Genomic DNA, 24,519 nt, shown 5'->3' with positions numbered 1-24,519 from the left:
CCGCCGTCAGCCCGTATTCTGCACTCCCTGCGACACGCCGTTCACGCAGGCCACCAGCGCGCGCAGCAGCGCCTCGTCCTCGCGGCCGCTTTCACGCCAGCGTTGCAGCAGGTCCACCTGCAGGGCGCTGATCGGGTCGATGTAGGGGTTGCGCAGGCGGATGGACAGCGCCAGCCGCGGATCGTGCTCGAGCAGTTCCTGCTGGCCGCTCAGGCGCTTGACCCAGTGCGCGGTCAGCGCCAGCTCCTCGCGGATCAGCGGGAAGAAGCGTTCGTGCAGCACTCCGGCCATGCGCGAGAACTGTTCGGCGATGTGGATGTCGCCCTTGCTCAGCACCATCGCCATGTCGTCGAGGAAGGTGGCGAAGAACGGCCAGTCGTGCGCCATCTCGCGCAGCAGCTCCTCGTTGCCGGCATCGGCGGCGGCCTGCAGGCCGCTGCCCACGCCGAACCAGCCCGGGATCACCGCCCGCGCCTGGCTCCAGGCGAACACCCAGGGGATCGCGCGCAGGTTGGACAGCGCCGCGTCCTGGCCGAGCCGGCGCGACGGCCGCGACCCCAGGGTCATGCGCTCGATCACGTCGATGGGCGTGGCGTTGCGGAAGTAGTCCATGAACTGCGCGTCGCCGACGAAGGCGCGGTAACGGCGCGCGCTTTCCGCCGCGACGATGTCCATCACCGGCGTCCACTGCGCCTCGCGCGGTTCGGGCGCGCGCGGGCGCAGGCTGGCGCGCAGCACCGCGCCGGCGGACTGTTCCAGCGAACGCAGCGCCAGCGCGCGGATGCCGTACTTGCGATGGATCACCTCGCCCTGCTCGGTGACGCGCAGGCGGCCGTCGATGCTGCCGCGCGGCGAGGCATCCACTGCGTGCGTGGTCTTGGTGCCGCCACGGCTGATCGAACCGCCGCGGCCATGGAAGAAAGTCAGGCGCACGCCGTGCTCGGCGGCTACGCCAAGCAGCTCCACCTGCGCCTGCTGCAGGCCCCAGCGCGAGGCGGCGATGCCGCCGTCCTTGCCGCTGTCCGAATAGCCGAGCATCACCATCTGCACGTCGCCGCGCGCGGCCAGGTGCGTGCGGTACACCGGGTCGGCGAGCAGGTCGCGCAGGGTCGCGGTGCCGCGATGCAGGTCGTCCACCGTCTCGAACAGCGGCACGATGTCCAGCGGCACATTGCCGTCGGCGACCAGGCCGCCGCGCCGCGCCAGCGCCAGCACCGCGAGCACATCGCCGCGGTCGTGCGCCATCGAGATGATGTAATTGCCCAGCGCGTCGGCGCCGTGGCGACGGTGCGCGTCGGCCAGCGCCGCGAATACCTTGTCCAGGCGCTGTCCGCTCTCGTCGTCGCCACGCGGCAGCGCAGCTTCGCCTGCGGCGTAGGGCGACAACAGCCGCGCGCGCGCCGCGCCGTCCAGTGCGTCGAACGCATCCTGGCCACCCAGCACCTCGGCCAGCGCGCGCGCATGCACGCTGGACTCCTGGCGCACGTCCAGCCGCGCCAGGTGGAAGCCGAAGGTGCGCACGCGCCACAACAGGCGGCGCACCGAGAACCAGCCGGCATGCCGGCCCTTGTTGGCATCCAGGCTGTCGAGGATCAGCTGGATGTCGCCGACCAGTTCCTCCGGCGAGGCGTACGCGCCCGGCGCGTCGTCGAGCGTGGCCTGCAGGCGCGCGCGCATGCGGTCGTTGAGCAGGCGATAGGGCATGTCGGCGTGGCGCGGGCGCGACTGCACCTGCGGCAGCAGCGCGCGGTATTCCTCCACCCGCGCGCGCACCGCATCGCTCACGGGCACCAGTTCGGTGGACTGGCTCAGCAGGCTGGCGAGCTTGAGCAGGTCCTTCAGGTACAGCTCCAGCACCGCGTCGCGCTGCGCGTTCAAAGTGGCGGCGATGGTGGCCGCATCGACATTGGGGTTGCCGTCCATGTCGCCCCCCACCCAGGTGCCGAAGCGCACCAGCCGCGGCAGCGGCAGGCTGCGGCCCCAGGTGTCGAGCAGCGCCTGTTCCAGCGATTCGTAGAACACCGGCATCACCCGGTACAGCACGCGGGTGAGATAGAAGCCGACGTGCTCGCGCTCGTCCTCCACGCTCGGCCGCACCGGCGAGGAATCGGCGGTCTGCCACGACGCGGTCAGCGCCATGCGCAGGCGCGCGGTGTCGGCGGCCTGCTCGCCCGGCGTGCGCTGGCCGTCGAGGTTGTCCACCAGGCTGGCCACCATCAGCTGTTCTTTTTCCAGCAGCGCGCGGCGCACAGCCTCGGTGGGATGGGCGGTGAACACCGGCTCGATATCGATGCGCGGCAGCCACTGCATCAGTTCTTCCAGCGTCACGCCTTGTGCCTTGAGCTGCTGCAGCGCGTCCTGCAGGCCTTCGGGCTGCGGGCGCTTGGTGCCGGCACGCTGGTAGTCGCGGCGGCGGCGGATGCGGTGCACCCGCTCGGCGATGTTCACCACCTGGAAATAGGTGCTGAACGCGCGCACCAGCGCCTCGGCCTGGCGCGGCGTGCGCCCGGCCAGCTGCGCGCTGAGCGTGGCCAGCGGCGCCTGGCTTTCGCGGCGCGCGATCGCGGCGGTGCGCACGTCTTCCACTTCATCGAGGAATGCGGGCGAGACCTGTTCGGAAAGGAGATCGCCGACCATCGCGCCGAGGCGACGGACATCGTCGCGCAGGGGCAGATCGGGCGTGGCGAAAACGACGCTGCTGCGGTACTCGTTCATCCAGGAACCGGAACCTCGAGAGCGGGAACGCCCCAAGCCTAACCGAAAAATCCGGGCGTTTTTGCAGTGCATCAATACGGAAAATGGTTGCATCTGCATGTTGTCCGCGCGCTGTCCGCGCAGACACGACGACGGGGCGCGAACGCCCCGTCGTGGTCATGCAATGGCTTGCCGGGAGCAGCCCTGGAGCATCGCCGGGCGATGCCCGGCGCTACAGCGCCGACGCTGCGCCAACCTGCAGGGCGGGGCGCTGCCCCGCTGACGCCTTGCCGGCCAGGTCCACCCGGCGCCGGGTCAACGGCGCTTGCCGTCCTTCGCCGGCGCCGCCAGCCAACGGTCCAGCCAGTCCTCGCTTTCGGCGAGCATGGTCATGATCGATTCGCGCGCACGGTAGGCGTGCGATTCGTTGGGCAGCATCACCAGCCGCGCATTGCCGCCCAGGCCCTTGACCGCGGCGAACATGCGTTCGCTCTGCATCGGGAAGGTGCCGGAGTTGTTGTCGTCCACGCCATGGATGAACAGGATCGCATCCTTGATGTCGCCGGCGTAGTTGAACGGCGACATCTTCAGGTAGATGTCCTGTGCCTGCCAGTAGTTGCGTTCCTCGGCCTGGAAACCGAACGGCGTCAGCGTGCGGTTGTAGGCGCCCGAGCGTGCGATGCCGGCCTTGAACAGGCGCGTGTGCGCGAGCAGGTTGGCGGTCATGAACGCGCCATAGGAATGGCCGCCGACGGCGATGCGCCCGCGGTCGGCCACGCCACGGCGCACCACTTCGTCCACCGCCGCCTGCGCGCTGGCCACCAGCTGCTGCACATAGGTGTCGTTGGGCTCGGCATCGCCCTCGCCGACGATCGGCATGGTCGGGTTGTTGAGCACCACGTAGCCCTTGGCCAGGAACGCCTGCGGTCCCCAGTAGCTGACCGCATTGAAACGATGCGGCGAACCGGTGACCTGGCTGGCGTCGGCGGCGGATTTGAACTCGGCCGGGTAGGCCCACATCAGCACCGGGCGCGGACCGTCCTTCTTCGGGTCGTAGCCGGGCGGCAGCAGCAGGTCGGCGGTGAGCTCGACGCCATCGCTGCGCTTGTAGCGGATCTGCTCCTTCTTCACCCCGCGCAGCTGCGGCAGCGGATGCGCGTTGTGGGTCAGCGCGACCAGTGCCGCTTCGCCGCCGAGCGCGCGCGCATACAGGTTGGATGGCTCGTCGTTGGACTCGCGGCTGTACAGCACGCGGGGCGCATCGCCATCGATCACCGCCACCGGCGCTTCGTAGTACGGCGCCTGCGAGTGGAACAGGCGCTCGCTCTTGCCGCCGTCCAGGTCGATGCGGTCGAGGAACGGGCGGTCGCCTTCAGGCGAGGCGCCATCACCGACGCGGTAGAAGCCGTGGCCATCGGCGGTGAACTGCAGGCGTGCACGGCCGCCGTCGTCGGGCTGCAGCAGCGGCGCGCCCGGGTCGCCGTAGCGGTCGTCCTCCGAACGCTCGGACAGCAGCTGCGGCGCCTGCTCCGGCTGGTCCGGGGCGATCTTCCATTCGCGCACCTGGCGGGTCTTCCACCAGTACTCGTTGAGCAGGGCGACATCGCCACGGCCCCAGGTGATGCCGGCATAGCGCGACGCCAGCCGCGCCAGCGTCAGCGGCGGCCGGTCGAACGGCGCGGCCTGGACCAGCACCGCGTCGCGGATCGCCGCCTCGCGTGCCGGATCGCCGCCGTCCTGCGCCTCGGCCCAGACCAGGGTGGCCGGCGCGTCGGCGCGCCAGGAGATCGAACGCACGCCGGTCGGCACCGCGTCGTTGCCGGTCGGCAGGCCTTCGACCAGCGGCAGCTTCGCCACCGTGTGCGCCACGCGGCCCTGCGCGTCCAGCACCTCGATGCGGCGCGGGAAGCTGCTCACCGGCACCGCATAGGAGAACGGCCGCTCCACGCGCTGGCTGAGCAGGTAGTTGCCGTCCGGCGAGGACGACAGCCCCAGGTAGATGCCCGGCATGCCCAGCGGACGGCTTTCACCGTTGATCGCCACCCGCACCGGCTGCGCCTGCAGGTAATACTCGAACAGGCGCGCGTCGTGTTCGTTCTTCAACAGGTCCTGGTAGGTGCGCACCGAGCGCACGCCCTTGCCCGCCTCGGTCTGCTGCACCGCCGGACCGGTCGGGATGCCGTCGCCGACCGGCGCGGCGCCCTGCCCGGCCGGGCGCTGCATCACCAGCAGCGCATCGCCGCCCGGCAGCCATGCGTAGCCATTGCCTACCACCGAGTTCAGCCGCTCCGCCACCCGGCGTGCGCTGCCGGCAGCGACGTCCACCAGCCACAGCTCGTTGCTGCCGCTGGTCGGGTCCACCTGGTTGAAGGCCAGGTACTTCTGGTCCGGCGACCAGGCCAGCGAGGCCACCGACAGCGGCTGCGGCAGGCCGCTGATCTGGCGCTGCGCGCCATCGGCGGTGGAGACCAGCCACAGCTTGCTGCCGAAGGAGAAGCGGCTGTCGGAGAAGGTCTTCGGGTTGATCCGCAGCCCGGCCAGCTTCAGTTCCGGCTGCGCCACCTGGGCGATGGACGGCAGCGGCGGGGTCTGCAGCATCGCCGCCAGGTCGCGCCGAGGCGACAGGCGCAGGCTGGGCGCGCGCGGGGCGTCCACCACCGCCTGCAGCGCCGCGGACGGCAGGCGGTAGCCCTGGGCATCGCCTGCCGGGGCGTTGGCGGCCGGGGCGGCCGCCAGCAGCGGCGGCACGGCCAGCAGCAGGCCGGCGCACAGCACCAGCGCCGCGGAAGTCCGCCGGGCGCGGCGGGAAGCGAACATCGTCATGGCAATCCTCTTGGCTGAATCAACGGCCCACGTTAACAAGCTCTGGCGTCCGGCTCCCCTGCCTTTGGTTGGGCCGGGGCCGGCCCGCGATATAATCGCCGGCCCGTCCGAGGGGCGCTGCGACCGCCGTGTGGTGTCCCCCGCAAGGGCTGGGCCGGCACGGCGGCCAGGCTCGGACGGCATCGCATGCAACAACGGCGCCCGGCGAACGCGAGCCCTGCTCGCACCACACCGGAGCTTTACATGAACGCTGTTGCCAAGACCTTCTCCACCGAAGGCGATTACAAGATCCGCGACATCACCCTGGCCGACTGGGGCCGCAAGGAACTGGACATCGCCGAGCACGAGATGCCCGGCCTGATGTCGATCCGCCGCAAGTACGCCGCGGCCAAGCCGCTCAAGGGCGTGCGCGTGACCGGCTCGCTGCACATGACCATCCAGACCGCGGTGCTGATCGAGACGCTCAAGGACATCGGCGGCGACGTGCGCTGGGCCTCGTGCAACATCTTCTCCACCCAGGACCAGGCCGCCGCCGCCATCGCCGCCACCGGCACCCCGGTGTTCGCGTGGAAGGGCGAGACCCTGGAGGAATACTGGGACTGCACGCTGGAAGCGCTGACCTTCAAATCCGCCGACGGCACCCTGCTCGGCCCGGAACTGGTGGTGGACGACGGCGGCGACGTCACCCTGCTGATCCACAAGGGCTACGAGCTGGAAAACGGCAGCGACTGGGTCAACACCGCCTCGGGCTCGCATGAGGAACAGGTCATCAAGAACCTGCTCAAGCGCGTGCACGCCGAGCGCCCGGGCTACTGGACCCGCGTGGTCAAGGACTGGAAGGGCGTCTCCGAGGAGACCACCACCGGCGTGCACCGCCTGTACCAGCTGGCCGAAGCCGGCACCCTGCTGGTCCCGGCGATCAACGTCAACGACTCGGTCACCAAGAGCAAGTTCGACAACCTGTATGGCTGCCGCGAATCGCTGGCCGACGGCCTCAAGCGCGCGATGGACGTGATGCTGGCCGGCAAGGTCGCCGTGGTCTGCGGCTATGGCGACGTCGGCAAGGGCTCGGCGCACTCGCTGCGCGCCTATGGCGCCCGCGTCATCGTCACCGAGATCGACCCGATCTGCGCGCTGCAGGCGGCGATGGAAGGCTTCGAGGTCAACACCATCGAATCCACCCTGGGCCGTGGCGACATCTACGTCACCACCACCGGCAACAAGGACATCATCCGCATCGAGCACCTGAGCGCGATGAAGGACCAGGCCATCGTCTGCAACATCGGCCATTTCGACAACGAGATCCAGGTCGATGCGCTGGTGAAGTTCCCGGGCGTGCAGCACATCAACATCAAGCCGCAGGTGGACAAGTACGTGTTCCCGAACGGCAACGCGATCTTCCTGCTGGCCGAAGGCCGCCTGGTGAACCTGGGCTGCGCCACCGGCCACCCGAGCTTCGTGATGTCGAACAGTTTTGCCAACCAGACCCTGGCGCAGATCGACCTGTGGGCCAACAAGGACAGCTACAAGGCCGACGTCTACCGCCTGCCGAAGAAGCTGGACGAGGAAGTGGCGCGCCTGCACCTGGAGAAGATCGGCGTGAAGCTGACCACCCTGACCCAGGAACAGGCCGACTACCTCGGCGTGCCGGTGGACGGCCCGTTCAAGCCGGAGCACTACCGCTACTGATCGGCCTGCCGGTCACTGCGTGAAACACACGACGGGCGCCGCAAGGCGCCCGTTGCGTTTCCTGCGCGGCGTTTCTGTTCGCCAAGCGCTCTTGCTACGCTGCGCGCCCCGATCCCGACGCCGTCCGCAAAGACCACGATGAAACCGATGCTCCCGACAATCGCGGCCCTGCTGATGGCGGCCCTGTCCGGTACCGCCCACGCACAGCCGGCGACGCCCGCACACGACAGCTTCGTCATCCAGTCGCAGCGGCTGCAGGAAGCGCGCACCATCAACGTCTACCTGCCGCCCGCCGATGCGGCGCCGGCGCATCCGGTGCTGTACATGCCCGATGGCGGAATCGCCGAGGATTTCCCGCATGTGGCGGCCACGGTCGATGCCGGCATCCGCGCCGGCCGGATCGCGCCGCTGCTGGTGGTCGGCATCGAGAACACCCAGCGCCGCCGCGACATGACCGGCCCGACGGACGTGGACAGCGACCGCCGCATCGCACCGGTGGTCGGCGGCTCGGCCGCGTTCCGCGCCTTCGTCGCCGAGGAACTGGTTCCCGAGATCGAGCGCCGTTACCGCACCACGGAATCGCGCGGCATCATCGGCGAATCGCTGGCCGGGCTGTTCATCGTCGAAACCCTGTTCGAGCAGCCGACGCTGTTCGACACCTGGATCGCCTTCAGCCCGAGCCTGTGGTGGAACGACGCAGCGCTCACCCGCGGCGCCAGCGGGCGCCTGCAGGGCATGCCCGCACTGAACGAGCGCGTACTGCTGGCCTGGGGCGACGAGGACAACATCGGCCCGCACGCACAGGCGTTGTCGGACACGGTGCGGAGCGCCGCCCTGCCCGGTCTGCAATGGCAGGCCATGCCGCGCCCGGACCTGCGCCACGACACCATCTACACCGCGCTGGAGGCGATGGCGATCGAGCGCATGTATCCAGCGGCACCCGGCGACGGCGATCGCTGATCCATCCCGGAACACCGGCTCGGCTGCCCACCGGAATCCGCCGCGACAGGAAACCCACGACGCACGCATGTCCACGACGATCCGCGAAATAGCGCCAACCGACGCCCCGATGGCGCTGCTCCTGCTGGCCGATCCCTCGGAGCGCAAGGTACGCGCCTATCTGTCCACAGCGCGCTGCTTCGCTGCCCTGCAGAACGGCAGCATTGCAGGCATCTGCGCGGTGGTGCCGCGCGTGCAGGGCAGTCATGAGCTGATGAACATCGCCGTCGATCCGGCGCGGCAGCAGCGCGGCATCGGCACGCAGCTGCTGGCCCACGTGATCGATACGTACCGGCGCGAAGGCGCGGTGCGGCTGGAAGTCGGCACCGGCGCCTTCGGCCACCCGCTCGCGTTCTACCAGCGGCACGGCTTCCGCGCATTCCAGGTCGACCGCGATTTCTTCCTGCGCAACTACGACGAAGCGATCATCGAGGACGGCATCCAGCACCGGGACATGCTGCGCCTGGCCATCGACTATCGGCAGGAAGGCTGACCGCGCTTACCGCCAGTTCGCGTTCGCTTCCCAGAACTCCACCGCGCGGCGGTAGGCGTCGCGATCGATGGGCACGCCCGAGCCGCCCTCCTCCACGCCAAGCGCGTTGCGCATCATGGTGATCGGCGCCATCGGGATTTCCGCCGGCTGCGCGGTGTACAGGCAGCCGACCACGCCCCAGTCGGCATCGATGGGCGAGCCCTCCTTGGCCAGCTGCTCGCGACTGTAGAGGATGACGACCAGGTAATCGGCCACCGGCGGTTCCACGCCTTCGAACCAGCGCACCAGCACCGGCAGCTCCTCGCGCGTGCGCGCCTCGTAGGCCGAGCGCAGCAGGTGGCGGTTGGCGTCGGTGACCGGCACGGTCAGGCAGCGCGTGGACGTCCAGTTGCGGTGCACGTGCAGCCTGCAGAACGGTGCATAGCCATCGAGCACCTGCAGCGGCGCATGGTCGTTGAGATGACGCTCGAACTGCTCGGGCGTGCAGTCGCGGATCGTGTTCGGGCGCGGCGTGCGCGGGAACAGGCGGGTGCGGGCGAAGGGCGTGAGGAAGATGGACATGGGGCAGACACTGGGGGCAAAGGCAGTACGTATTCTCCGTCATCGAGCCGTCATTCGCGCAGGTGCAGGTCCTGCTCCACGGGGTCCTGCGCCGGGAATACCTCATGCGGAGAGGCATGCAATTCACGACCTTGCCGTTTCGCGAGGGCGAGCATGCGAAGTTACGGAGGTCACAATGCCAGCCGCTCACGCAACTCGCGCGCCTGCCGGCGCGACACTTCCACCTGGCTGCCGTCCTCGAGGGTGAGGTCGTAGCCATCGGCTACGGACAGCTCCACGCCACGCACCTTGCGCAGATTGACCAATGTATTGCGGTTGGCACGGAAGAAAAGCCCCGATTCCAGCCGCGCCTCCAGCGCCGACAGGCTGCGCGACAGCATCGCGCTCTGGCCGCGGAACCACAGCCGCGCGTAATTGCCATCGACCACGATGCGGCTGATCTCGCCCAGCGCCACGAACCAGCAGCGCTCGCCATCGCGCAGGAACACGGTGTCCTCGGCACCCAGCTTTGCCGGATCGCCGGCCGGGCGCGCGCCAGGAACCACGTCCGCGACCCTGGCGCGCGCCTTGTCCAGCGCGGCATGCAGCCGCGACGCCTCCACCGGTTTGAGTAGATAGTCCAGCGCATTGGCGTCGAAGGCCTGCACGGCATATCGGTCGTATGCGGTGGTGAAGATCACCGATGGAGGCAGCTGCAAACCATCGAGCACGTCGAAGCCGCTGCCCGACGGCATCTGGATGTCCAGCAGCACCACGTCCGGGTGCAGGCGGGCGATGGCCTCGCGCGCGGCGGGCACGTCATCGGCCTCGCCGATGCACTCCACACCCTCCATCGCCGCCAGCAAGGTCCGCATTTCGCGGCGAGCCAGCCGCGCGTCGTCAACCACCAGTACGCGCAGACAGGTGCTCATTGCGGCACCACCAGGCGCGCCCGCATGCGCCCGCCTTCGGAGCGCAGTCCGACATGACCGTCCGGTCGCAGCTGCGCGCGCAGGTAGGCCAGTCCCAAGCCATGCCCGGCGGGTGCGGCCTGCGGCGGCAAGGGGTTGCCTACCTCTATGCACAAAGCGCCGCTCCGGCACCGGATGTCGATTTCCAGTTCACCCCCTTCGGGGGTCATCGCAATGCCGTGCTTGATCGCGTTTTCCACCAGCAACTGCAAGGCCATCGCCGGCAACAGCGCGTGCAGGGCCGATGCATCGATGCGTCGCTGCACTCGCAGCCGTTGTTCGTAATGCACCTGCTCCACCGCCAGGTAGTCCTCCACCAGCGCCAGTTCGTGTTCCAGCCGGATCGATGCATCGCCGGTATTTTCCAGCGCCCTGCGCAACGTATTGGACAGGCGCGTGACCATTTCACGGGCACGTACAGCGTCTTCGTTGATCAGCGCACGCAGGTTGTTCAGTGCATTGAACACGAAGTGCGGGTTGAGCCTCGCGCGCAGCGCATCGCGTTCCATCGCATTGCGCCTGGCCTCTTCGCGCAGCCGCGCCAGCTCGCTGTGGCGAGCCCGGCGTATGCCATGGCAGGCGGTCCACGCGCCGACCCACATCGTCAGCACCACCATGGTATTGAGCCAATAGCCCAGCGCGGCGGCGGGGCGGTAATCGGCTACGCCACCAGGCATGACTATCCATCCCCAGTGCAACGCCAGCACCATTACCAGCCAGATGAGCAACTGCGCCAGGCTGGCGCCTAGCGCGATGGCAAGCAGCAGGCGCAGGACCAAGCCTGCGCCCCCGGACTCCCACCAGGCTTGCCGCAGGGCCAGCCCGCGGATGCCGCCGCTGACCAGACACAACGCGATGCCCAAAGTCACGCAGATCAATACCATGCCCGAAGAGAAATGCGCGAAGGTGACGGCCATGAACAAATTCAGGCCGGAATACAGGCCCCATGCCAGTGCGTTGAACCACCAGAAGCCGCGCACCGGCGGCGGCGTTTCGATTTCCATGCCTGCTCCGTCGTGCGGGGCCGGCAACAGGCCCCGCGCCATGCCCCGCTCAGGGTGCCAGTTCGAGGAACTGGCGTACCTGCGCCTCCACCCACCGCGGGTCATCCCACGTCAGGAAATGGTAGCCGGCTTCGCTCATGCGGATATCCACTCCCGGCAGCTTGGCGTATTGCGCGGCGAAGATGGCGCGAGTGGATTCCATGGTGCCGCCCATCGACTGGTAGGCGGCCCAGCTGCCCAGCACCAGGGTGGGTGAGCGGATTGCCGCCACTTCACTACGCAGGTCGGTGGTCATCATGTCGTACAGGGCTGCCGTGGTGGCGCTGCGCGCGCTGCTGCGGCTCCATGCGGTCAGCGTATCCCACCGCGACGCGTCGCGTACCAACCCCTTCGCCGAAGCCTCGGCCTGCGCCAGGTAGGCTGCCTCGGGCTGGGCGAGCATCGCCATGCGCATCTGCTCGGCCATCGGCCGCACGGTTTCCACGGTGGCAGCCGGGTTCTGTATCGCGCCGAAGTATGGCAGCGAATCGACGATCACCAGCTTGCCCACGGCCTGCGGTTGCGCCAATGCCATCTGCAGGGCCAGCACACCGCCCAGGCTATGGCCCATCACCGCCGGCTTCTGCAGCTTGCGCTCGGCGATATAGGCCAGCAGGCGGTCACGCATCGGCACGAGGAAGGCTTCGCCCTCCACTGCAGGCTGTCCGGCAAAGCCCGGCAGGCTGACCAGGTGGCATTGCACCTGCGGTTGCAGCGCTTGGCAGGTGCCGCGCCAGGTGTCGGCATTGCTGTTGAGGCCGGGCACCATCAACACCGGCACGCCGCGGCCCACGACTTCCACTTTGATGTCCTGGAAGACAGTTTCAGTTGCGGCGTTGGCGGCAATCGGTGCCGCCAGCAACAACAGCAACAAGGCGGAGGAGCGCTTGCTCGAACGCATGTGGACCGGCTTCATCGTGCAACTCCCGTTCGGTTGTGGTGCGCGCAGCTTGCCTGCGCCGCCCAGCCGCCGCGGCCGTTGGATGACGAATGGCCGCCGGCGCCCGTGAGCGGGGGTGGCAGCGGACGACCGGCGCGGCATCGTGTACGCACAAAGCCTATTTGCCCCCCTCTTTCAGGGGCGATGCAATGCCCCCCGATGACGCATGCCGGTGTCAGGCCTGTTCCGGATGCGGGATGGCCTCGGCCTGCTCCACCGAGGGCGTGCGCCAACCCGACTGCACGCCCCAGACGTAGAACGCGACACCGATCACCGCCACCACCACCAGGTCCCAGCCATAGGCCAGGTAGCCGCGGCCGCCGAAGGTACTGCTGCCCAGCCACGACACCAGCGCCAGCGTCGGCAGGTAGCAGACCAGCCACCCCGCGCCCTTCAGCTGCCGGCCGAAGTCGTGCCAGCCCGATTTTGCCTGGTAGTAGAAGTAGATCGGCAGCGCCACCAGCATCAGCAGGATGATCTGGCCGGTCAGCGGCCAGCGCGCCCAGTACAGCAGTTCGGTGGCCATCACGAAGGCGACGCCGGCCAGCACCGGCAGCGCCTTCACCCGCAGCGGCCGGTGCAGGCCGGGCGCGGTGCGGCGCAGCGACATCGCGCTGACCGGGCCGGTCATGTAGGAGATCACCGTCGCCACCGAGATCACCGCCGCCAGCGTGCCCCAGCCGCGGAAGAAGAACAGGAACAGGAACGACACCGCCAGGTTCAGCCACATCGCCGGGCGCGGCACGCCCCAATGCGCGTGCACGCGGCCGAGGATGTCCGGCGCGGTGCCGTTGCGCTGCATGCCGTAGATCATGCGTGCGGTGGTGGCGGTGTAGGTCATGCCGGTGCCGCTGGGGCTGACGAAGGCATCGACGTAGAGCAGCATCGCCAGCCAGTGCAGGTTGACGATCAGCGCCAGCTGCGCGAACGGCGAGCGGAAATCGATGCCGTGCCAGCCGGCCTGTTCCAGCATGTGCGGCGGCACCGCGCCCAGGTAAGCCACCTGCAGCAGCACGTAGATCACCGTCGCCAGCAGGATCGAGCCGACCACCGCCAGCGGGATGCTGCGCCCGGGGTTGCGGGCTTCGCCGGCGAGGTTCACCGGGCTCTGGAAACCGTTGAAGCTGAAGACGATGCCGGCGGTGGCGATCGCGGTGAGGATCGCCGAGAAATCGAGCACCGGGCTGCCGGCGCCATGCAGGCCCACCGAGAAGTTCTGCGCATGGAAGCCGCTGGCGATCAGTGCCACCGCGGTCAGCGCCGGCACCACCAGCTTGAATACGGTGATGGCGCTGTTGGAGCGCGCGAACAGCTTCACGCTCCAGTAGTTGACCAGGAAGTACACCACCACCAGCAGGGCGGAGATGCCCAGCCCCGGCGGGGTCAGTTCGCCATGGCCGCCCGGCGCCTGCACGTACAGGTCCTGCGCCCATTGCCATGGCCACGACGCCATGTACTGCACCGAGGCTTCGGCCTCCACCGGGATCACCGAGACGATCGCGATCCAGTTGGCCCAGGCGGCGATGAAGCCCACCAGCGAACCGTGCGAATAGTGGCTGTAGCGCACCATGCCGCCGGATTCGGGAAACATCGCGCCCAGCTCGGCATAGGTAAGCGCGATGGTGAGGATGATGGCCGCGCCCAGCACCCAGGCCCAGATCGCCCCGGGCCCGGCCAGGCCGGCCGCGCGCCAGGCGCCGAACAGCCAGCCCGAGCCGATGATGGAGCCCAGCCCGGTCAGCATCAGGGCGATGGGGCCGACGTCGCGGCGGATGGCGCTGGGAGGATGCATGGTGGCTCCGGCAGACGGCGTGCCGGTGCCGGCACGGGAACGGGGGTGGCAGCGCGGGACCCGGCTGCCGGCCCTACCTATGGCACGCCGGCACGTGAAGACACCGTGGCAGGAATGCGCCAGGCCGCATTTTCCGCCACGCTCCGTTGCGCCGCCGTGGTTGTCGCGCGCGTCCTGCGACGCGATGATGCGCCACCTCCACCACGCCCACGCCCCATGGAACTCTTCATCTACGAACACTGCCCGTTCTGCTGCCGGCCGCAGATGATCATCGGCCTCAAGCAGCTGGACGTGGCCATCGGCATCATCATGGAAGGCGATGTGGAGACGCCCACCCGCATGGTCGGCCGCAAGGTCGTGCCGATCCTGCGCAAGGACGATGGCAGCTTCATGCCCGAGAGCATGGACATCGTGCATTACCTCGACCAGGCCTCCGCGCCGGCCGTCATTTCCGCCGGCAACAAGGCCGCCATCGATGCGTGGGTCGAACGCGTGTGGCCGCTGATGCTGCGCCTGTGCGTGCCGCGCTTCACCCGCGCGGATTTCCGCGAACTGGCCACCGACGAGGCGCGTGCGGCGTTCATCGCGCGCGAGATCAAGGCCTTCGGCGACCTGCAGGCGCTGTGGGACGGCACCGCCGAGTTCCTCGCCCAGCTGCAGCCCCGGCTGGACGAACTGGAGACGCTGCTGGCCCAAGGCCCGGCCGACACGCTCGACGAAAGCGATTTCCGCCTGTTCCCGGCGCTGCGCTCGCTGACCATCGTCAAGGACATCGCTTTCGGCCCGAACGTGCGGCGCTATGTGGCCGACAGGGCCGCACGCTGCCGGGTTGCACTGTTCGACGGCAAGGCGCTGTAAGCCCCGTGGCACGCGCGGCCGCCGGCTGAACGGCGATCCAGCGGCCGGCGCTCTGCTGGCGGGTGGGGGCGCGTTTCCGACACGCCTCCGACCCGTGGCTCCGCATCGTGGCAGCGCCTCCCTCCCGGACCGGATCGCCGCCATGACCCTCAGCGCCACCCTGCGCGACAGCAAGGTTCCCGAAGTCACCCTCGCCTTCTGGATCACCAAGATCCTGGCCACCACGCTGGGCGAGGTCGGCGGCGACGCGGTCACCATGTCGATGGACCTGGGCTATCTGCTCGGCACGCTGCTGTTCGCCGCCGTGTTCGCCGTCGCGGTGGCGGCGCAGATCCGCGCCAGCGGCTTCCGTCCCTGGCTGTACTGGGCGGCGATCATCGCCAGCACCACGGTCGGCACCACCCTGGCCGATTACGTGGACCGCTCGCTGGGCATCGGCTACAGCGGCGGCAGCAGCCTGCTGCTGGCGCTGCTGCTGGGTACGCTGTTCTGCTGGCAGCGCAGCACCGGCAGCATCTCGGTGGCGGACATCACCTCGCGACGCAGCGAGCTGTTCTACTGGCTGACCATCACCTTCTCGCAGACCCTGGGCACCGCACTGGGCGACTGGGCGGCCGATACCCAGGGGCTGGGCTATACCGGCGGCATCGTCCTGTTCGGCGGGCTGCTGGCGCTGGTCGCGGCGCTGCACTTCGGCACCCGGTTGTCGAAGACGCTGCTGTTCTGGGCGGCCTTCATCCTCACCCGGCCGCTGGGCGCGGTGGTCGGCGATTTCCTCGACAAGCCGCTCGACCACGGTGGCCTGGCGCTTAGCCGCTACACCGCCTCGCTGGTGCTGCTGGTGGCGATCGCCGCCTGCATCGCCCTGCTGCCGCAGCGGGCGGCACGGCAGGCGCACTGAAAGCGTCGCGCGCGGGCGGAGCCCCGGTCACAGCCGAAACAATTGCATATCCATCTTGATGGAGAGATATAATTCGGGCCAGATCCCTCCGACGGCCCGCCATGACCGCGCTCAGCTTCGAGTTCTATCCGCCCAAGACCGATGACCAGCGCGCGCAGCTGGACCGCACCGCGAGCAGGCTCAAGGCGCATGCGCCCGAATACGTGTCGTGCACCTTCGGCGCCGGCGGCTCGACCCTGAGCTACACCTCCGAGACGGTGCGCCACCTCAACCAGCACCATGGCCTGCAGGCCGCGCCGCACCTGTCCTGCGTAGGCGGCACCCGCGAGGAGATCCGCGAGCTGCTCAAGCTGTATCGCGCCATCGGGGTGAAGCGCATCGTCGCCCTGCGCGGCGACCTGCCCTCGGGCATGGGCTTTCCCGGCGACCTGCGCTACGCCTCGGAACTGATCGCCTTCATCCGCGCCGAGCAGGGCGACGCCTTCCGCATCGAGGTCGGCGCCTACCCGGAAACGCACCCGCAGGCCAGCGACGCGCTGGCCGACCTGCGCCATTTCAAGGCCAAGATCGACGCCGGCGCCGACGCGGCCATCACCCAGTACTTCTACAACGCCGACGCCTATTTCCATTTCGTCGATGCCACGCGCAGGCTGGGCGTGGACGTGCCGATCATCCCCGGGGTGATGCCGATCTCCAACTTCAGCCAGCTGCGCCGTTTCTCCGAGCAGTGCGGTGCGGAGATCCCGCGCTGGATCGCCAAGCGCATGCAGGCCTATGGCGACGACGCCGACTCGGTGCGCGCGTTCGGCGCCGACGTGGTGGCCGCCCTGTGCGAACGCCTGATCGCCGGCGGCGCGCCGTCGCTGCACTTCTACACGCTCAACCTGGCCAGGCCGACCAGCGCGGTGCTGCAGCGGATCGGCCGCGGCTGACCGCCGGCACAGGCCGGGGCGCGATGGAACTGCCCAGCTGCCCCCTCGCATGGAGGCGCGTGGCGTTGCGGCCGGAGCCGCGGAACTGCCGTCACGCATCAGGATGCGCTGCACCGGTTAGGCTTGGCCGATGCGATGCCTGCCGCTCCTCTTCTTCACAACCGCCCTGTGGGCCGGCGCCGCGCAGGCGCAGCAGGTCAACCGCTGCACCGATGCGCAGGGGCGGACGGTATACGGCGACAAGTCCTGCGAGGCGATGGGCGCGCACGCGCGCCTGCTGCCCGGGGCGCGCGCCGCCGGCGGCAGCGGCCTGTACCGCGACACCTGCGCGCGCCGGCTCAGCGAAGTGGTGGCGCAGATCCGTTCCGCGGTGGACGCCCGCGACGCCAACCGCTTGTCCGGCATCTATGCCTGGAGCGGACTGTCCAGCGCCGAAGCCACGCGGGTGATGGACCGGCTGGATGCGATCGTGCAGCGCCCGCTGGTCGACATCGCGCCGGTGTTTCCGCGCGATCCGGAGCTGGAACCCGCGGACGATACCGGCGAAGCGGCCGGCAACGGCCCGATCATGATCACCAACATGCCGGCCACGCCAGCGCGCCCGGTCGCGCTGCGGCTGGAGCAGGTGCTGGGCCGCAGCGGCACGCCCTCGCGCACGCTGTTGAAGCTGCGCCGTCAATACAACTGTTTCTGGATCAGCCTCTAGGGGCCTTCCCGCCCGCCTTGCGGCGGCGGTTGCCGGCACCGCTCGAGCACGGCCCCGGAAGCCGGCCGCCCAGCCCACCGGTCGCGGTGCGTCCCGCGCGTTCTTTCCCACCCGCCTTGTCCCGCGCCGGGCCGATATCAGCCCGGAACGCGGGCCCTGTCCGACCGGTCACGGCCGCCACAGCGCACGGATGGCGGCCACGCCCAGCGCGCCGTGCCGGCGCGCGGTGTCGATATCCTCCGCGGCCAGACCGCCGATGGCATAGATCGGCAGCGATACCTGTTCGCGCAGCAGCTCGAACGCCTCCCAGCCCAACGGCGCCACCCCGGGATGGCTGGCGGTGGCCTGCACCGGGCCGAGCACGGCGAAGTCGCAGCCCAGCCGCTGCGCGGCCTGCAGCTGCGCCAGATCGTGGCAGGAAGCGCCGACCAGCACGCTGTCCGGCAGCGGGCGCCGCTCCAGCTGCAGCAGCTGTTCGCTGCCCAGGTGCACGCCCACGCCCAGTTCCTGCGCCAGCGCGATGTCGCGGTTGAGCAAAAGCTCGGCCCGGTGGCCGACCCGCTCCACCGCACCGCGCGCCAGCGCGGCGCGGTCGCCGGCCTGCGGCGTACGCAGCTGCACCCGGCGTATACCGCCCTCAACCGCGGCCTGCAGCCCGTCCAGCCAGGCGGCGGCACCGGCCGACGGCTCCGGCGTGACCAGGTAGCGGTCGGCCTGGCGCAGCGCGGCCACCACCGGCAGGTCCGCCGGCGGCATCGAATAGCGGCAGAGCTTGTCGGGCGTCACCCAGGTGATGGCCTGGCCCTCGCGCCCCCGCGCGGTCCCCTTCCAGCGCTGCACCAGCCGCACCTCCAGCCGCAGGCGCTTGTCCGGATACAGCTGCGGCACCTCCATCACCCAGTCGCCGACCTCGGCCTCGATGCCGAGTTCCTCGCGCAGTTCGCGCACCAGCGCCTGTTCGGAGGTCTCGCCCGGCTCGCGCTTGCCCCCGGGAAACTCCCACAAACCGGCCATGTCGCTGTTGCCGGTGCGGCGGTTGAGCAGGATGCGGCCACGGGCGTCGGTGATGACGGCGGCCACGACATGGATGGAGCGCAACGGAGGTGTCATGCGCCGAGAATGCCGAAAATCCGGGGGAAGGCGCAATCGTTTGCATTCGTGCTTTCCCGGCATGGACGTTCATCGAGAAGGCCCCGTGTGGGGCAAGCCCCACACCTGCGGTCATGCGGTGAGCCCGGGGACGCTCGACGGGCCCGATCAACAGTCGGCCCCTGCCGGGATCGCGCCTGGAGACACATCCCCTGAAGCAGGGCCGCGCCACTGCGCGAAGCGCGAACAGCGAAGCCGGCTCGAAGGGCGAGCCGCGTGCGGCGAGTCAAGCTGCGGGAGGGCGGCCTGCTTGCACGGTATCGCCGCACAGACCAGCCGAACGCCTCGTGCGCTGCTCCGGGCCGGGGAAGAAGAAGGATAGGGCTGCAGTTTGCGGCGCACATCGTGGGCGACAGCGCGCAGCGATGGCGTGCCGCGGCCAATGGCCGGCGTTGCTGGTATCCACCCGATGAGGAGCCCCCCTTGGCAAGGGGGGCGCGCCGAAGGCGCGGGGGATCGGGGATAAAGATCGTGTACCCATGATCCGTTGCACGGATCATGGGTGCGTAGCCCGCTTTGCGGGCTACACAACGGTCAACTCAACTCAGTTGAGTTGACCGTGGCAATGCTTGTACTTCTTGCCGCTGCCGCAGGGGCACGGATCGTTGCGGCCGACCTTGGGCTCGGCGAGCGCGGCCTGCACGTCGGCAGCTTCCTCGTCGGCGCCGTAGCCGCCGTTGTCCTGGTGCTGGAACTGCGACATCTGCAGGCGCGCCTCGGCCTGCTGGCGCTCCAGCGCCTCCATCGCCGCCACTTCCTCCTCGCTGCGGATGCGCACCCGCGAGAGCAGGTGGATCACTTCGCGCTTGACGTTCTCCAGCATCTCCGAGAACAGCTCGAAGGCTTCCTTCTTGTATTCCTGCTTGGGCTGCTTCTGCGCGTAGCCGCGCAGGTAGATGCCCTGGCGCAGGTAGTCCATGCGCGCCAGGTGCTCCTTCCAGCTCTGGTCGAGCACGGTCAGCATCACGTGCTTCTCCAGCGCGCGCATGGTCTCGCCGCCAACGGCGGTTTCCTTCTGCGCGAAGTGCTCGTCCAGGTGGTCGGACACGGCCTGGGCGATGCCCTCGGCGTCCAGCTCCTCGTGCTGCTTGAACAGCCCCACCAGGTCCATCTGCACGCCCAGGTCCGATTCCAGCGTGGCCTGCAGGCCCGGCAGGTCCCACTGCTCGTCCACCGAGTTCGGCGGCACGAAGCGGATCACCAGGTCGTAGATCACGTCGCCGCGGATGCCGTCGATGTTGTCCTTGACCGACTCGGCGTCCAGCAGCTCGTCGCGCTGGGCGTAGATCACCTTGCGCTGGTCGTTGTTGACGTCGTCGAAGTCCAGCAGGTTCTTGCGGATGTCGAAGTTGTGCGCCTCGACCTTGCGCTGCGCCTTCTCGATCTGGCGGCTGACCAGACGGTCCTCGATGACGTCGTCTTCCTTCATGCCCATCAGGCGCATCGCCTTCTGCACCCAGTCCGAGGCGAAGATGCGCATCAGGTTGTCTTCCAGCGACAGGTAGAAGCGGGACGAGCCCGGGTCGCCCTGACGGCCGGAACGGCCGCGCAGCTGGTTGTCGATGCGGCGCGATTCGTGGCGCTCGGTGCCGACGATGTGCAGGCCGCCGGCGGCCTTGACCGCGTCATGGCGCTCCTGCCACGCCGCCTTGAGCGCGGCCTTCTGCTCGGCGCTGGCCTCTTCGCCCAGTTCGTGCAGTTCCGTCTCCAGCGAACCGCCGAGCACGATGTCGGTACCGCGACCGGCCATGTTGGTGGCGATCGTCACCGAGCCCGGGCGGCCGGCGTTGGCGACGATGGTCGCTTCGCGGTCGTGCTGCTTGGCGTTGAGCACTTCGTGCTGCACGCCGGCCTTGCGCAGGTGCTCGGACAGCATTTCCGAGGTTTCGATCGAGGTGGTGCCGACCAGCACCGGCTGGCCGCGCTTGGCGCATTCCTCGATGTCGGCCAGCACCGCATTGAACTTGCCCTTGCGGTTGAGGAACACCTGGTCCGGGTGGTCCTTGCGGATGGTGGGCTTGTTGGTCGGGATCACCACCACTTCCAGGCCGTAGATGCTCTGGAATTCGTAGGCTTCCGTGTCGGCCGTACCGGTCATGCCGGACAGCTTCTTGTACATGCGGAACAGGTTCTGGAAGGTGATGCTGGCCAGCGTCTGGTTCTCGCGCTGCACCGGCACGCCTTCCTTCGCTTCCACCGCCTGGTGCAGGCCGTCGGACCAGCGGCGGCCGGCCAGGGTACGGCCGGTGAATTCGTCGACGATCACCACTTCGCCGTCGCGCACGATGTAGTCCACGTCGCGCTGGTAGATCGCATGCGCGCGCAGGGCGGCATTGAGGTGGTGGACCACGGTCAGGTTCTGCGCCGCGTACAGGCCGCCCTCGTTGTCGGCGTCGATGATGCCGGCTTGGCGCAGCAGTTCCTCGGCGTGCTCCATGCCCGCTTCGGACAGGTGCACCTGCTTGCCCTTCTCGTCGACCCAGAAGTCGCCCTCGCCTTCCTCGGTCTCCTGCTTGACCAGCTGCGGCACCACGCGGTTGACGCGGATGTACAGCTCCGGCGAATCGTCGGCCGGGCCGGAGATGATCAGCGGCGTGCGCGCCTCGTCGATCAGGATCGAGTCCACCTCGTCGACGATGGCGTAGTGCAGGCCGCGCTGGTAGCGGTCGGCGCGGGTCAGCGCCATGTTGTCGCGCAGGTAGTCGAAGCCGAACTCGTTGTTGGTGCCGTAGGTGATGTCGGCGGCGTAGGCCTCGCGCTTGTCGCCGTGCGGCATGCCCGGGTAGACCACGCCCACGCTCAGCCCCAGCCAGTTGTACAGCTTGCCCATCTGCGCAGCGTCGCGGCGCGCCAGGTAGTCGTTGACGGTGACCACGTGCACGCCCTTGCCTTCCAGGGCGTTGAGGTACACCGGCAGGGTCGCGACCAGGGTCTTGCCTTCGCCGGTGCGCATTTCGGCGATCTTGCCCAGGTGCAGCACCATGCCGCCGATCAGCTGCACGTCGTAGTGGCGCATGCCCAGCACGCGCTGGGAGGCCTCGCGGCAGACCGCGAAGGCTTCCGGCAGCACCTTGTCCAGCGCTTCGCCGGCGGCGACGCGCTCGCGGAACTCGGGGGTCTTGGCCTTCAGCTGGTCGTCGGAGAGCTTCTGGATCTCCGGCTCCAAGGCATTGATCTTGGCGACGATACGGTTGAGCTGGCGGAGCTGGCGCTCGTTGCGGCTGCCAAAAACGCGGGTAAGCAGGCTGTTGATCATTGAAGGAACCGGTTTGAATGGAATACCGTGCGCGGACCCCACCCCAAGCGGGACCAGCCGGGCACAAACGAAACAGGGCGCAATGCGCCCTGTCGATGGCAACGCCTATTGTAGCTTGGGGCGGGCGCCTGGCGATTCAAGCGCCCGTCCGCGGCCGTCAGCCACGTCCGACGCGGCCCACCGGGGTGTTGCCGCCGTCGCCGAGGAACTTGCGCGGGTTGACCACGCGGCCGTCCTGCCACACCTCGAAGTGCACGTGGGCGCCGGTGGAACGGCCGGTGGAGCCGGCCTTGGCCACTTCCTGGCCGATACGCACCAGGTCGCCCTCGCGCACGCTCAGGCGCGAGTTGTGCGCGTACAGGGTCTTGTAGCCGTTGCCGTGGTCGACCTCGACCACGTTGCCGTAGCCGCCCTTGACCCCGGAGAAGCTGACCACGCCCTCGGCCACGGCCATCACCGGGTCGCCGACGCGGGCGTGGAAGTCCATGCCCTTGTGGGTGGCGGCGCCGCGGCCGAACGGATCGGCGCGGGTGCCGAAACCGGAGGTCACGTAGCTGTTGCGGATCGGCATGCGCGAGGGCACGGCGTTCTGCTCCAGCTGGTGGTCGAACAGCAGCGATTCGAGCACCGACAGCTGGCGGCCCGAAGCAGCGAAGCGCTGCTCCAGCACCTGTAAGTCGCTGTTGACCGCGCTCAGCGGGATATCCTGGGCCGGGCCGGCATCGCCGTCGCCCAGGCCGGGCGTCTCGTTGAAATCGAACTCGCCGTCCTCGAGCTTGCCCATCTGGGTCAGGCGCTCGCCCAGCGCGTTCAGGCGGGTGGCCTGGGCCTGCAGCTCGCCCAGCCGCGCCGCCAGCGCGTTGACCTGGGTCTGCGCGTCGGCCTGCACCTTGGCCAGCTCCCGCTCCTGGCGCTCGACCTTGGCGCGCAGCGCCGAGTCGCCCGCCGCGCCGGTGCCCAGGGTGAGCCCCGCGCCGACCAGGCAGCCCAGCGCCATCACGGTGCCGAGCAGTGCCTTTGGCCTATCCTCGAAAAAAACCTGCAGGCGTGCCAATGGCGTTTTCGCCTGCTGCCCCCGTGTTTTGATTACGATCTTTTTGAATGCCATCGAAGAATTCTTATGTCTGAGCCGAAATCCAGCGTTCGTTCCCGCACCGCGCCGAAACAGGCGCTGGAAGCGGTCATGGCGGACAAAGCGGGAAACCCGTTGCGGCGAGCCCTGTGGCTCGACGCGCTGGACCGGCAGTTGCGCCCCCATCTGCCGCCTGCGCTGGGCAACCGTTGCCGGTTGGCCAATGTGGACGGCGAACACCTCGTTTTTCTCGTCGAATCGCCGGTCTGGCACGCCAAGGTCAGGCTTGCCGAGGACCAGCTGCTCGACGCGGCCCGATCCATCGGGCTGAAGGCCACCCGGGTGACCGTCAAGACTGCAACCGCGCCTGCACCCTCCCCGGTGCGCAACGACCAGCGCAGCACTCACGCAGTAACGGCCGCCACGCACAAAGGCCTGCGCGACGCCCTGGCTTGCCTGGCGGATGTAAAGGGCACCCGTTCCTGAATGCGGATGGAGATCCTCCGCCGCATCTGGACATCCCGAAGGACTCCAGCACCAAGCCGGCAGGAATCCTAGCCGCGACTTGCTGTGCAGGAGTTAGTGTTTTGTTAATTATTGGTTAAATTCAGGCTGGAATCGCGTCTGGATTCACAAAACCTGCACGCCCCGCCGGACGACACCCATTCAGGCGTAGGCGACCGCGCCATACACGACCGGGTCGGCCGCGGCCGGCGAATCGAAGCTCGCCCACTCCCAGGCGCTGGCGTCGGCCAGCAGCGCGCGGACCAGCTTGTTGTTGAGCGCGTGGCCGGATTTGTAGCCCTCGTAGGCACCGAGCACCGGGCCGCCGGCCAGGTACAGGTCGCCGATGGCGTCGAGGATCTTGTGGCGCACGAACTCGTCGGCGTAGCGCAGGCCGTCGTCGTTGAGCACGCGGAACTCGTCCAGCACGATGGCGTTGTCCATCGAACCGCCCAGGCCCAGGTTGCGCTCGCGCATGTACTCCAGGTCGCGCATGAAGCCGAAGGTGCGCGCGCGGGAGATTTCCTTGATGTAGGCGGCGGTGGAGAAGTCGATCTCCACCCGCGACTGCCTGGCCGGGATCATCGGATGGTCGAACTGGATGGTGAAGCCCAGCCGGTAACCCTCATGCGGCTCGAAGCGGGCGATCTTGTCGCCGTCGCGCACTTCCACCGTCTTGAGGATGCGCAGGAAACGCTTGGGCGCGGGCTGCTCGGCGATGCCCGCCGACTGCAGCAGGAACACGAACGGGCCAGAGGAACCGTCCATGATCGGCAGCTCGGCCGAGGACAGCTCGACGATGGCGTTGTCCACGCCCAGGCCGGCCATGGCCGACATCAGGTGTTCGACGGTCTGGATCTTGGCGCCTTCGCAGGTCAGGCCGGTGCACAGGGTCACTTCGGTGACCAGATCGGCACGCGCCGGCACTTCCACCACCGGGTCCAGGTCCACGCGGCGGAACACGATGCCATGGTCGACCGGGGCCGGGCGCAGGGTCATGTAGACCTTGTCGCCGCTGTGCAGGCCGACGCCGGTGGCGCGGATCGTGTTCTTGAGAGTGCGCTGCTGGATCATCGAAAGTAGGTTCTGGAGGGGCCCGCCCGGAGCGCGGCCATAGCCAAACAAGAATAACACGCATCAACATCCCGCCCTGGCAC

The 24,519-nt window shown here is 68.7% G+C and carries 19 protein-coding genes and 1 riboswitch; of the genes, 8 read left to right on the top strand and 11 right to left on the bottom strand.

The annotated features are described in order from the left end of the window. Positions 1–6: 6 nt before the first annotated feature. Positions 7–2,715 carry a phosphoenolpyruvate carboxylase gene (gene ppc / locus ABB22_RS09865; RefSeq protein ID WP_057505204.1) on the bottom strand — a complete coding sequence of 903 codons (2,709 nt, stop codon included), beginning with the start codon at positions 2,713–2,715 and terminating at the stop codon, positions 7–9. Between the two features lie 294 nt (positions 2,716–3,009). Further along, positions 3,010–5,517 (bottom strand): S9 family peptidase, encoded by a 2,508-nt coding sequence (locus ABB22_RS09860; protein ID WP_057505203.1) that lies wholly within the window; start codon positions 5,515–5,517, stop codon positions 3,010–3,012. Between the two features lie 103 nt (positions 5,518–5,620). Continuing rightward, positions 5,621–5,727: riboswitch (S-adenosyl-L-homocysteine riboswitch) on the top strand. Between the two features lie 33 nt (positions 5,728–5,760). On the opposite strand from ABB22_RS09860, the gene ahcY reads away from it, so the two are divergent. The 3 genes from ahcY (at position 5,761) to ABB22_RS09845 (ending at position 8,698) form a co-directional block, all read left to right on the top strand. Further along, the gene (gene ahcY / locus ABB22_RS09855; RefSeq protein WP_055765841.1) at positions 5,761–7,206 is read left to right on the top strand and encodes an adenosylhomocysteinase; all 1,446 of its coding nucleotides are present in this window, start codon (positions 5,761–5,763) and stop codon (positions 7,204–7,206) included. 138 nt (positions 7,207–7,344) lie between these two features. Then, positions 7,345–8,166: an alpha/beta hydrolase gene (locus tag ABB22_RS09850; protein ID WP_082443504.1), complete on the top strand. Its 822-nt coding sequence runs from the start codon at positions 7,345–7,347 to the stop codon at positions 8,164–8,166. A 67-nt stretch (positions 8,167–8,233) separates the two neighbouring features. Further along, the gene (locus ABB22_RS09845; protein WP_200911340.1) at positions 8,234–8,698 is read left to right on the top strand and encodes a GNAT family N-acetyltransferase; all 465 of its coding nucleotides are present in this window, start codon (positions 8,234–8,236) and stop codon (positions 8,696–8,698) included. A 6-nt stretch (positions 8,699–8,704) separates the two neighbouring features. On the opposite strand, the gene ABB22_RS09840 is transcribed toward ABB22_RS09845, so the two are convergent. The 5 genes from ABB22_RS09840 to ABB22_RS09820 form a co-directional block, all read right to left on the bottom strand. Beyond that, on the bottom strand, positions 8,705–9,259 hold the full coding sequence (locus ABB22_RS09840; protein ID WP_055765850.1) for a DUF3228 family protein: 555 nt from the start codon (positions 9,257–9,259) through the stop codon (positions 8,705–8,707). Positions 9,260–9,429: 170 nt separating this feature from the next. Further along, positions 9,430–10,170 carry a LytR/AlgR family response regulator transcription factor gene (locus ABB22_RS09835; protein ID WP_055765853.1) on the bottom strand — a complete coding sequence of 247 codons (741 nt, stop codon included), beginning with the start codon at positions 10,168–10,170 and terminating at the stop codon, positions 9,430–9,432. Beyond that, positions 10,167–11,207: a sensor histidine kinase gene (locus ABB22_RS09830; protein WP_425477802.1), complete on the bottom strand. Its 1,041-nt coding sequence runs from the start codon at positions 11,205–11,207 to the stop codon at positions 10,167–10,169. Before ABB22_RS09830 ends, ABB22_RS09835 begins: the two co-directional genes overlap by 4 nt. A gap of 55 nt (positions 11,208–11,262) precedes the next feature. Continuing rightward, positions 11,263–12,168 carry an alpha/beta fold hydrolase gene (locus ABB22_RS09825; protein ID WP_152984111.1) on the bottom strand — a complete coding sequence of 302 codons (906 nt, stop codon included), beginning with the start codon at positions 12,166–12,168 and terminating at the stop codon, positions 11,263–11,265. 199 nt (positions 12,169–12,367) lie between these two features. Then, a complete protein-coding gene (locus ABB22_RS09820; protein ID WP_055765858.1) occupies positions 12,368–13,984 on the bottom strand; it encodes an APC family permease in 1,617 nt (538 codons plus the stop codon). Between the two features lie 216 nt (positions 13,985–14,200). Here ABB22_RS09820 and grxB point away from each other — a divergent pair, with 216 nt between their 5' ends. The 4 genes from grxB to ABB22_RS09800 all read left to right on the top strand — a co-directional run bounded on the left by grxB (position 14,201) and on the right by ABB22_RS09800 (position 17,381). Next, positions 14,201–14,842 carry a glutaredoxin 2 gene (grxB, locus tag ABB22_RS09815; RefSeq protein ID WP_055765861.1) on the top strand — a complete coding sequence of 214 codons (642 nt, stop codon included), beginning with the start codon at positions 14,201–14,203 and terminating at the stop codon, positions 14,840–14,842. Positions 14,843–14,984: 142 nt separating this feature from the next. Next, on the top strand, positions 14,985–15,743 hold the full coding sequence (locus ABB22_RS09810; RefSeq protein ID WP_055765864.1) for a COG4705 family protein: 759 nt from the start codon (positions 14,985–14,987) through the stop codon (positions 15,741–15,743). A gap of 101 nt (positions 15,744–15,844) precedes the next feature. Next, positions 15,845–16,675, top strand: a complete 831-nt coding sequence (gene metF / locus ABB22_RS09805; protein ID WP_055765867.1) for a methylenetetrahydrofolate reductase [NAD(P)H] — start codon at positions 15,845–15,847, stop codon at positions 16,673–16,675. A gap of 130 nt (positions 16,676–16,805) precedes the next feature. Next, positions 16,806–17,381, top strand: coding sequence for a DUF4124 domain-containing protein (locus ABB22_RS09800; protein ID WP_055765868.1), 576 nt, complete (start codon positions 16,806–16,808; stop codon positions 17,379–17,381). Positions 17,382–17,549: 168 nt separating this feature from the next. Here the strand turns inward: ABB22_RS09800 and ABB22_RS09795 are convergent, their stop codons facing one another. From ABB22_RS09795 to ABB22_RS09785, 3 genes are all read right to left on the bottom strand, one after another. Then, on the bottom strand, positions 17,550–18,491 hold the full coding sequence (locus tag ABB22_RS09795; protein WP_055765871.1) for a Nudix family hydrolase: 942 nt from the start codon (positions 18,489–18,491) through the stop codon (positions 17,550–17,552). A 583-nt stretch (positions 18,492–19,074) separates the two neighbouring features. Further along, positions 19,075–21,786 carry a preprotein translocase subunit SecA gene (gene secA, locus ABB22_RS09790; RefSeq protein WP_055765874.1) on the bottom strand — a complete coding sequence of 904 codons (2,712 nt, stop codon included), beginning with the start codon at positions 21,784–21,786 and terminating at the stop codon, positions 19,075–19,077. A 157-nt stretch (positions 21,787–21,943) separates the two neighbouring features. Continuing rightward, complete coding sequence (locus ABB22_RS09785) at positions 21,944–22,894, bottom strand: M23 family metallopeptidase (RefSeq protein WP_055765877.1); 951 nt, start codon at positions 22,892–22,894, stop codon at positions 21,944–21,946. A 12-nt stretch (positions 22,895–22,906) separates the two neighbouring features. Between ABB22_RS09785 and ABB22_RS09780 the strand changes: the two genes are divergently transcribed. After that, positions 22,907–23,344, top strand: a complete 438-nt coding sequence (locus ABB22_RS09780; protein ID WP_055765880.1) for a DciA family protein — start codon at positions 22,907–22,909, stop codon at positions 23,342–23,344. Between the two features lie 180 nt (positions 23,345–23,524). On the opposite strand, the gene lpxC is transcribed toward ABB22_RS09780, so the two are convergent. Further along, a complete protein-coding gene (gene lpxC, locus ABB22_RS09775; protein WP_055765884.1) occupies positions 23,525–24,436 on the bottom strand; it encodes a UDP-3-O-acyl-N-acetylglucosamine deacetylase in 912 nt (303 codons plus the stop codon). Between the last annotated feature and the right edge of the window lie 83 nt (positions 24,437–24,519).

The organism is Stenotrophomonas nitritireducens, assembly GCF_001431425.1.
Classification (GTDB): Bacteria; Pseudomonadota; Gammaproteobacteria; order Xanthomonadales; family Xanthomonadaceae; genus Stenotrophomonas; species Stenotrophomonas nitritireducens.
Note: the sequence above shows the minus strand (reverse complement) of the source record. Positions and strands in the feature narration are given on the sequence as shown.

Excerpts from the sequence above, each read along its gene's own strand:
- ABB22_RS09780 (WP_055765880.1), top strand. The coding sequence starts at position 22,907 with ATGTCTGAGCCGAAATCCAGCGTTCGTTCCCGCACCGCGCCGAAACAG.
- ABB22_RS09810 (WP_055765864.1), top strand. The coding sequence starts at position 14,985 with ATGACCCTCAGCGCCACCCTGCGCGACAGCAAGGTTCCCGAAGTCACC.
- ABB22_RS09835 (WP_055765853.1), bottom strand. The coding sequence starts at position 10,170 with ATGAGCACCTGTCTGCGCGTACTGGTGGTTGACGACGCGCGGCTGGCT.
- lpxC (WP_055765884.1), bottom strand. The coding sequence starts at position 24,436 with ATGATCCAGCAGCGCACTCTCAAGAACACGATCCGCGCCACCGGCGTC.
- ABB22_RS09840 (WP_055765850.1), bottom strand. The coding sequence starts at position 9,259 with ATGTCCATCTTCCTCACGCCCTTCGCCCGCACCCGCCTGTTCCCGCGC.
- ABB22_RS09795 (WP_055765871.1), bottom strand. The coding sequence starts at position 18,491 with ATGACACCTCCGTTGCGCTCCATCCATGTCGTGGCCGCCGTCATCACC.
- secA (WP_055765874.1), bottom strand. The coding sequence starts at position 21,786 with ATGATCAACAGCCTGCTTACCCGCGTTTTTGGCAGCCGCAACGAGCGC.
- ahcY (WP_055765841.1), top strand. The coding sequence starts at position 5,761 with ATGAACGCTGTTGCCAAGACCTTCTCCACCGAAGGCGATTACAAGATC.
- ABB22_RS09785 (WP_055765877.1), bottom strand. The coding sequence starts at position 22,894 with ATGGCATTCAAAAAGATCGTAATCAAAACACGGGGGCAGCAGGCGAAA.
- grxB (WP_055765861.1), top strand. The coding sequence starts at position 14,201 with ATGGAACTCTTCATCTACGAACACTGCCCGTTCTGCTGCCGGCCGCAG.
- ppc (WP_057505204.1), bottom strand. The coding sequence starts at position 2,715 with ATGAACGAGTACCGCAGCAGCGTCGTTTTCGCCACGCCCGATCTGCCC.
- ABB22_RS09850 (WP_082443504.1), top strand. The coding sequence starts at position 7,345 with ATGAAACCGATGCTCCCGACAATCGCGGCCCTGCTGATGGCGGCCCTG.
- ABB22_RS09800 (WP_055765868.1), top strand. The coding sequence starts at position 16,806 with ATGCGATGCCTGCCGCTCCTCTTCTTCACAACCGCCCTGTGGGCCGGC.
- ABB22_RS09820 (WP_055765858.1), bottom strand. The coding sequence starts at position 13,984 with ATGCATCCTCCCAGCGCCATCCGCCGCGACGTCGGCCCCATCGCCCTG.
- ABB22_RS09825 (WP_152984111.1), bottom strand. The coding sequence starts at position 12,168 with ATGAAGCCGGTCCACATGCGTTCGAGCAAGCGCTCCTCCGCCTTGTTG.
- ABB22_RS09845 (WP_200911340.1), top strand. The coding sequence starts at position 8,234 with ATGTCCACGACGATCCGCGAAATAGCGCCAACCGACGCCCCGATGGCG.
- metF (WP_055765867.1), top strand. The coding sequence starts at position 15,845 with ATGACCGCGCTCAGCTTCGAGTTCTATCCGCCCAAGACCGATGACCAG.
- ABB22_RS09860 (WP_057505203.1), bottom strand. The coding sequence starts at position 5,517 with ATGACGATGTTCGCTTCCCGCCGCGCCCGGCGGACTTCCGCGGCGCTG.